Genomic DNA, 6,610 nt, shown 5'->3' on the forward strand with positions numbered 1-6,610 from the left:
TTAATTACTTATTTTTTAGAACATGTAATAATTTATCTACATAAATCTTATCCATTTGCACATACTTTGAGCCTTTTTCACTAGAGTCCTTTTTTGCTCCACTATTCATAATATATTTATCTATATCAACATATTCTTGCCATGAATCATAATTATATTTCTCTGAAGGCGTAGTCAAAGATGGATAAGCTAATCTCAATTTTTTACCATTTTTAAACTCAATATTATAGAAAAATTCACCCTTTTTTTTTCCACTATCAACAAACCCAGTATTTACATACTCTACATCACTAAAGCTGTATTTATTTCCCTTTAAGTTGTAAAAGCTATAATCATAAATACCATCTTCTGTAACTACCACTACACTAGTCAGTATTATATATATAAGTGGAATTATTGCTAATATAATAAATTTATCAAATTTTAGCCATAGAGATAAGCCTTTATTCGTAGTAAAAAATTTTTGCTCTCCTGAAAATAACATACCGATTTTACTAGCCACTATTGCCAGTATTACAAATAATAAATATGAATATGGATATTTTATAAGAGAAATTAGATATTCTTCTTTTATAAATAGTTTTTGTTGTAAAAGTTCAATTCCCATACAAAATCCTAGAAAAGCTATTACCATTACTGCTATTAATAGAATGTAAAATATAAAGGATACTATAGGGTTTATAAAGTCTAAGGCTGTATTACGTTTTTTGCTGTATATTTTTAAAAAGTTTCTGAGATTATAAAATACTAAAGTAATTACAACTATAACAAAAGCTATGTTCAATACTATAGATTCATAATTTTTATTGTATATGTTCATGAATAGCCACAGTATTGGACCTAAAGCTATAAGTGTGGATGATAATAATCCATACTTAATATATTTTTCATTTTTCATGTATAGGTATCCTTTCTATAAAGTATCGTGAAGTGTAGTTTATACCTATATTATAACTACCTTTATATAATTTGCTAATTTTGAGTTTTATTTTTATAATATACAAAACAAGTAATAGCATTAAGTACAATTGTACTGACAAGAAGAAATGCTGATGTAGAAGCTACCACACTGAAAGTATCCATAATTGCCACAAAATCTTCTATATTTACTAGATGATTAGTATAGAAAATTTGCATACATAGGGAAATAGAACATGCACTAATACTAGCTATAGAAAAAATAGCCCAGTTCTTGTTAGCTGACTTATTCTGATGTGCAAGATTAATAAAAGGAAGTATCCATGCAATCAACCCAAACACTATACTTGCTGGATTTAACCAAGTGTATTCCATAATAATATCCTCCTTTCAAATAATTTTCTTTAGTTGCTATAGCAGTAAATATATTTTTTCATATCTATAGGCTTACATTTTTGATTTTAAACTATTTAGAATCTTTATGCTATCTTTTATATTATTCCCAATGATAATAAGTAAAGTTTTCAAATGATGGTAAGACTTTTCCGATTATATTCATTATATTAATATAAATTTTAAAATAAAAATTTTCCATAAAATGCTCCTTGTTAAATACTATTTTAATTATAGAAAATTTTATCATAATTAAAATAATATTTATTATAAATGGACTAAACTATACAAATTATGGGCTAAAATAAGCTATATTATAAATAAAATAGATATATATAATAAAAAGGCATGAGTTGATTTTAATATCAAACTCATGCCTTATATAATTTTTAATTCTTTTTTACATATACTATGTTTTTAGAAAGTTCATTAATACTATCTGTTAAATGTGTTAATTTTCCTTCAATCCTTATAAGTAAGTACATTGATAAGGCTATTGGAAATCCTACATTAGCAACTAGTGTTTGTATATTAGCATCCATATTAACACCTACTATAATGCTAAATCATATTCAGTAGTATCGGTTTGAACAACTTTTGCTTCAATTAAAGCAGTTAAAGATGCTCCATTTGGTGCAAATATATTCTTTAAAATTATAAGTTCCATAGCAGTTTTTATTTCTTCCTCAGTTAAATCAGTTCTTGGGTTATCAACTGATATTGCTACTTTTTTATCATCATTAGCTTTAAAAGACATTATTAATTTAGTTTTAGTTTCCATAAATTTATCCTCCTATCTAGAAATATTATTATTTAAAATTAAAGTACCATTATTAGTATTTGCATTAAATTCAACATCAATATTTTCTTAATACAAATAACTATTCTGATATAGAAGTAGAGTCAATTTTAAAAACTTCTACTAATGTGTGTTCTTGAAGTGATGCTAAAGAAGCTCCAACTTCGTAAACATCTTCAACTGTAGCATTAGCTCTTACGTTTGAGTAAGTTTTAATTTTTACTATTGACTTACCATTTTCATCTTTACCACAGTCAAGTTTAAGTTTTAATCCAGATGGATTTTTAGTTGATACTATTGTCATTTTCTCACCTCCTTTGCTTATATTTATATAGTACTATCTTAAATAAACATGTAGTTTTAACTAAAGTGGACAATGTTTTTTCAAAGATTTATTGTTAGGAACATTACTTTAAATATTGTTTGAATTTATATAATATTAAATTAAAGAGTTACTTATATTAAAGGGTTAATAGGAGGAATATTTATGAAAATAAAAGCTAAAGATATTTGTGATAAGTTAGATTTATTATTTGAAATTGTTGGAGAAGAAAAATTTTTAGAAATTACTAAAATGTATGGAGGTAATAATGTTTACATACCTACATATAAAAGTACAATTAGAAATAGTAGAAATAGAGAAATAGTAAAAAGATATAATGGAGTAAATGCAAATCAACTTGCAACGGAATATGGAATTTGTGTTAATCATGTTAAGAGAATAGTAAGTGATTATGAGTTATAGATATAGAAATTTACATTTCTTTATACTCTAAGCTTGAGCAACGGACCTGGTTTGTAGGTCGTTGGCGACATGAGCGAAGCGAATTTTTAGAGAAATTTTAAAAATTATGAAATATATGGGTTATAATAGTAATTATTAATACTTGATAATTAGACATATAGGAGGTAGACAGAATGGTTTCAACAAAAAATAGAAATTTTTGGATTATAATAGGGGTAGTTTTCCTTATATCAGCGATAGTAAGCTTTATTAATAAAAGCCCTATAGCATGGACGACACTTTTAGTAAGTGCAATTGACTTTTTTATAGCATATAGAGAAAATGAAAAAATTAAAGATGAAAGAAAAGCAATAGAAGAAGCTAAAATGCAGGCAAAAGCTGAAAAGAAAGCTCATGGAAAAAAGAAGAAGAAATCTAAAAAGAGAAAATAATTTATAGGAAGCTCATAGAGAGATTTTGAATTGTTTAGGTTTAAAATATAATGGATAAGTCTTATTGTGAGAGTAAAAATTACCCTCATCATAAGACTTTTTATTTATGTTTTGGGGTCATATCCTTCGAGGTCAATATTCATATATGCTAATAAAAAAATATAAGGAGGTTAATAGAGAGTTGATAAAATATTATTTTTTACTACAGCTAGAATTAAATTTATTAAATCATATAATATTCAAAATAAAACAATGTACACAAAATGAGTGTTGTGAAATAGGTTTTTTAGTTTTAGAGGACCATAGACGTCCAGGAACCTTGGATGACTTTGACTACTTAAAACCAGTATACGAAGATGGGACATTTGAATGGGATGATGATAGTAATTTAATTGTTGTTAGTATACATACTTATAATGAAATTAATGAAGAGGAAAAAGAGTACTTACTAGAATTAGCTTCTACATTAATAGAGTTTAAACCAGACATAAACCATAGAGTAGATTTTTTTGTTTCGAGTGAGCTTCTAGATCTTATGAACAAAGATTGGGACGATCAAAGATATTATAAATCTGCGTTACAATATCTTTTAAATACTCTTGAAAATAAAATAAATATAAAAAATTTATCGGATGATGATTTTAATCATTTATCTCAATATTAGTATAAAAAAGTAGATATTTACTTTTTAATTAAATCACTACAAGCAGAGTTACTATTTTTGATTTTTGATTAATAAAAACCTTGAACTATTGAATATCCATTTTCTTAACTATTTTCACCGAAATCTCTAATAAGATTAATTGGATTTTATTATGCGTTTTGAAATATTATTATAATGACAATATAAATAATATGTGGTAAGATTTTACAATTAAGTGACGTATAAAATAAAGTATATAAATTTAAAGGAGGAAGACGTGTGAACACAGACAGGACAATGTGGGCAATGATGTGTGGAATTATTTTACTTCAAATAATAGATGGTTTAGTTTGTTTATGGTTTGGAAAATCATTATCTTTAAAACATGAACTTAGTGTTGAGGATGGTAAAATATTTAAAAAGTATGATATTAGAGAAATTAGGAAAAAGTATTCTAAGATACTTAAAAATATAGGAATTATAAATATTACATTAGGAATTTTATCGCCTATTATAGCGGAAATTTTATCAATTTTTATAAAAAGTACGTCAGTTCCAATGATAGCAATAGCGATAGTTATATTATCAATATTAGCTACTATAATGTATATAGTTATTAGCTTAATAATTACTATTATTAATATTAATATAAAAATAGGATATAAAGTACTATTACTTGCTATTATTATATTATGGGCTATACTTCAGTTTGTTAGACCGGAACTAATTAAAATGATTATTAAATAGTAGCTTTAATATATAATTATAAAAATTAGAATAAAAATATATTTTGATATTTTACAGAAAGAGGTTAATTAATAATAAAATAGAATATATATAATTAAATATACTTTTAGATAAAAAATAAAGCCGAGAATGATTTATCATACTTGGCTTTTATTATACCTAGTTATAATTTATACGCTTAATGAAGATAATAAGGCATAACTCATTTTAAGTATCTTGACTATTTATAAAACAAATATTAAAAATAGGAGGATAACAGTGAAAATCAAAAAATATTTACTATATGTTATAGGTCTAGGTTTATTAGGAGCAAGTATGGCTGGTTGTGGTAAAGTACAAAATAACCTATCGCAATTACAAAATACATATTTTGAAGTTGTAGATAAAGATATGAATAATAATAAAGTAAACTCTAAAGAATTGGTAAGTAATCTTAAAGAATTAAAATTTGAGAAAATAAAAGGTGCTTCAGTTTTAGTTGATTCTCAAGATGAAAATGGAAATACTCAAAAATCTTATAATACAAGTAATTACAGCTTTAAAAATGACAATGAAGTTTTTGAGGTATCTTATATAGATAAAAATAACAAAGAAGAAAATTTAGACAAAATAGATTCTGTAAGTTATATTTTAAATAAAGAAAATGCTGATGATATATATCTAAACGTTTATTATGCAAATTCTGGTGATGAAGCAGGTACTTTAAATATTGGAGTTTATCCAGAATCAGTAGAAGAACAAAAGAAATTAGTTAATATAATAAATGGTAAAAAAGAAATAAGTGATATATATGAAGTTTATTATAAAATTGCACAAAGTATAGAAGATGACAGTAAAATGAGTTTATCTGATATAGAAAATATTTTAGAAGGTAAAAAACTTAAAAAATCAGATGATTATAGTGATGAAAATACTGATTTATCTCTTTACTTATACTCAAAAGATGGTTTAAATATGAATATTGTTTATAATGAAAAAGAAGGTAAGTGTCAAGATATATTACTAGAAGATAATGAATCTTATGAAGTATCTTTATGCTATTATAAAGATGGTGACTCAGGTATTCAATTATGGAAGAAAAATAGTAGTTTAAAAGAACAAGGAAAAATAGTTAGCAAGTTAGTTAGACAAAGGGGGATATAAAAATAAAAAATTATTAATTATATAAAATCTGTAAAATTGGATATACTCCAAATAAAGGAGTTGAGATTATGGATTTTATGGAAAATAAATCAGTACAAAATAGAATAATTCAAATATTAGATATAATACACATGGATATAAGTTGGGACGAGAAAATAGAACTTTTAGAGATACAACTAAATTTAATGTAAAAAAAGGGCTACCTCGAAATGATTAGGAAAATCATTTTTAGGTAGCCCTTTTTTCATATTTTTATAACTTTCAACTAATTATGCTAAATCTAAATTTGTATCATTTTTACCGTACATATATATATGTTTATATTTATTTATAAATATAATAGAAACTATTAAAGTTGTAAATTCAGCAAATGGAACAACCATCCAAACACCATTCACACCTAGATACTTTGGTAAAATTATGATACCTATAGTAAATAACACAAAAGTTCTAAGAATGGAAAGTAGTGCAGACACCTTACCATTTGCAAAAGCTGTAAACATTCCAGATGTAAAAACATTTATACCAACAACTAAGAAGTTAAATGAAAATATCATAAATCCATTTGACGCGATATTATATAAGTTAGTTCCTTTTGGAGAGAACACACTTATTATAGTATCTGAGAAAAATCTAGATGATATAAATACAAAGATTGCAAATACAGATATAATTGTGAAACTATATTTAACTAATTTTTTTATCTGAACTTCATCTTTACTACCATAATTATAGCTTATACGAGGTGATACACCTGAAGTAAATCCTATATAAGCTGAGTTTAGTAAAAA

12 protein-coding genes are annotated in these 6,610 nt (G+C 24.7%); 6 read left to right on the top strand and 6 right to left on the bottom strand.

Annotation, left to right across the window (positions count from 1 at the left end; genetic code table 11):
• Window positions 1-4 precede the first annotated feature (4 nt).
• From JWF52_RS07570 to JWF52_RS07590, 5 genes are all read right to left on the bottom strand, one after another.
• Complete coding sequence (locus JWF52_RS07570; protein ID WP_208332962.1) at window positions 5-898, bottom strand: hypothetical protein; 894 nt, start codon at window positions 896-898, stop codon at window positions 5-7.
• Window positions 899-972: 74 nt separating this feature from the next.
• A complete protein-coding gene (locus JWF52_RS07575) occupies window positions 973-1,293 on the bottom strand; it encodes a hypothetical protein (protein ID WP_208332963.1) in 321 nt (106 codons plus the stop codon).
• 407 nt (window positions 1,294-1,700) lie between these two features.
• Window positions 1,701-1,853, bottom strand: coding sequence for a YvrJ family protein (locus tag JWF52_RS07580; RefSeq protein ID WP_208332964.1), 153 nt, complete (start codon window positions 1,851-1,853; stop codon window positions 1,701-1,703).
• Between the two features lie 11 nt (window positions 1,854-1,864).
• Complete coding sequence (locus JWF52_RS07585; protein WP_208332965.1) at window positions 1,865-2,092, bottom strand: DUF2922 domain-containing protein; 228 nt, start codon at window positions 2,090-2,092, stop codon at window positions 1,865-1,867.
• A 100-nt stretch (window positions 2,093-2,192) separates the two neighbouring features.
• Complete coding sequence (locus tag JWF52_RS07590; RefSeq protein ID WP_208332966.1) at window positions 2,193-2,414, bottom strand: DUF1659 domain-containing protein; 222 nt, start codon at window positions 2,412-2,414, stop codon at window positions 2,193-2,195.
• 183 nt (window positions 2,415-2,597) lie between these two features.
• Here JWF52_RS07590 and JWF52_RS07595 point away from each other — a divergent pair, with 183 nt between their 5' ends.
• From JWF52_RS07595 to JWF52_RS19265, 6 genes are all read left to right on the top strand, one after another.
• On the top strand, window positions 2,598-2,855 hold the full coding sequence (locus JWF52_RS07595) for a Mor transcription activator family protein (protein WP_208332967.1): 258 nt from the start codon (window positions 2,598-2,600) through the stop codon (window positions 2,853-2,855).
• Window positions 2,856-3,028: 173 nt separating this feature from the next.
• Window positions 3,029-3,286 (top strand): hypothetical protein, encoded by a 258-nt coding sequence (locus JWF52_RS07600; RefSeq protein ID WP_208332968.1) that lies wholly within the window; start codon window positions 3,029-3,031, stop codon window positions 3,284-3,286.
• A gap of 181 nt (window positions 3,287-3,467) precedes the next feature.
• Window positions 3,468-3,950: a hypothetical protein gene (locus JWF52_RS07605; protein ID WP_208332969.1), complete on the top strand. Its 483-nt coding sequence runs from the start codon at window positions 3,468-3,470 to the stop codon at window positions 3,948-3,950.
• Window positions 3,951-4,208: 258 nt separating this feature from the next.
• Window positions 4,209-4,676 carry a hypothetical protein gene (locus JWF52_RS07610; RefSeq protein WP_208332970.1) on the top strand — a complete coding sequence of 156 codons (468 nt, stop codon included), beginning with the start codon at window positions 4,209-4,211 and terminating at the stop codon, window positions 4,674-4,676.
• Between the two features lie 258 nt (window positions 4,677-4,934).
• On the top strand, window positions 4,935-5,819 hold the full coding sequence (locus tag JWF52_RS07615) for a hypothetical protein (protein ID WP_208332971.1): 885 nt from the start codon (window positions 4,935-4,937) through the stop codon (window positions 5,817-5,819).
• Between the two features lie 68 nt (window positions 5,820-5,887).
• A complete protein-coding gene (locus JWF52_RS19265) occupies window positions 5,888-6,010 on the top strand; it encodes a hypothetical protein (protein ID WP_286184050.1) in 123 nt (40 codons plus the stop codon).
• A 78-nt stretch (window positions 6,011-6,088) separates the two neighbouring features.
• On the opposite strand, the gene JWF52_RS07620 is transcribed toward JWF52_RS19265, so the two are convergent.
• Window positions 6,089-6,610: MATE family efflux transporter (locus JWF52_RS07620; RefSeq protein WP_286184051.1), on the bottom strand; the 522-nt coding region annotated here is incomplete at its 5' end.

This window comes from Clostridium sp. CCUG 7971 (genome assembly GCF_017590215.1).
GTDB lineage: Bacteria > Bacillota > Clostridia > Peptostreptococcales > Peptostreptococcaceae > Faecalimicrobium.

Excerpts from the sequence above, each read along its gene's own strand:
- JWF52_RS07570 (WP_208332962.1), bottom strand. The coding sequence starts at position 898 with ATGAAAAATGAAAAATATATTAAGTATGGATTATTATCATCCACACTT.
- JWF52_RS07575 (WP_208332963.1), bottom strand. The coding sequence starts at position 1,293 with ATGGAATACACTTGGTTAAATCCAGCAAGTATAGTGTTTGGGTTGATT.
- JWF52_RS07580 (WP_208332964.1), bottom strand. The coding sequence starts at position 1,853 with ATGGATGCTAATATACAAACACTAGTTGCTAATGTAGGATTTCCAATA.
- JWF52_RS07585 (WP_208332965.1), bottom strand. The coding sequence starts at position 2,092 with ATGGAAACTAAAACTAAATTAATAATGTCTTTTAAAGCTAATGATGAT.
- JWF52_RS07590 (WP_208332966.1), bottom strand. The coding sequence starts at position 2,414 with ATGACAATAGTATCAACTAAAAATCCATCTGGATTAAAACTTAAACTT.
- JWF52_RS07595 (WP_208332967.1), top strand. The coding sequence starts at position 2,598 with ATGAAAATAAAAGCTAAAGATATTTGTGATAAGTTAGATTTATTATTT.
- JWF52_RS07600 (WP_208332968.1), top strand. The coding sequence starts at position 3,029 with ATGGTTTCAACAAAAAATAGAAATTTTTGGATTATAATAGGGGTAGTT.
- JWF52_RS19265 (WP_286184050.1), top strand. The coding sequence starts at position 5,888 with ATGGATTTTATGGAAAATAAATCAGTACAAAATAGAATAATTCAAATA.